Raw genomic sequence first — 703 nt, 5'->3', positions numbered from 1 at the left:
CGGGCGTCCTGATTGCGCGGCGGGGGGTCGTGCGGCGGCCACGCCGGTGATGATTCATGTGATCGCCGAGCAGGCCACCGTGGACGGCAGCGGGGATGCGCCGGGCTCGTTTGTCGGAGTCGGTGCGTTGATTCCGCCGGAGTTGATCGCAGAGCTGGCCAAGTCGGCCCGGTTGGTGTCGGTGCTCCATCCCGCCGATGCCCCACCGGAGCCGGGGTATGTGCCCTCGAAGGCACTGGCTGATTTTGTGCGGTGCCGGGATCTGACGTGCCGCTGGCCTGGCTGTGACCGCCCGGCGGATGACTGCGATCTGGACCACACCATCGCCTACGCCGACGGTGGACCCACCCACGGGTCGAATCTGAAATGTTATTGCCGCACCCATCATTTGGTGAAGACCTTCTGGGGCTGGCGGGATCAGCAGTTGCCCGACGGGACGCTGATCCTGACCTCGCCGTCGGGGCAGACCTATGTCACCACCCCGGGCAGTTCGTGGCTGTTCCCGCAGTTGTGTGCGCCCACCGGGAACCTGCCGGCACCCAAGCCACGCGACGATGACCGCTGTGGCGACCGGACCGCGATGATGCCCCGCCGGCGACGCACCCGCGCCCAACACCGCGCGGCCCGCATCGCCACCGAACGCAACCAAAACCACAAAGCCCGCCAAGCCCGACGCACCGCATCCGACGCCGTGTGGTTCCCG

General features: G+C 68.1%; 1 protein-coding gene. It reads left to right on the top strand.

All coding sequences use genetic code 11. The features are described 5' to 3' along the window. On the top strand, positions 1-703 hold a 703-nt coding region (locus LI94_RS21380; protein ID WP_046302510.1), incomplete at both ends, for an HNH endonuclease signature motif containing protein.

The organism is Mycobacterium sp. UM_Kg27 (assembly GCF_000972905.1).
Taxonomy (GTDB): Bacteria; Actinomycetota; Actinomycetes; order Mycobacteriales; family Mycobacteriaceae; genus Mycobacterium.
Note: the sequence above shows the minus strand (reverse complement) of the source record. Positions and strands in the feature narration are given on the sequence as shown.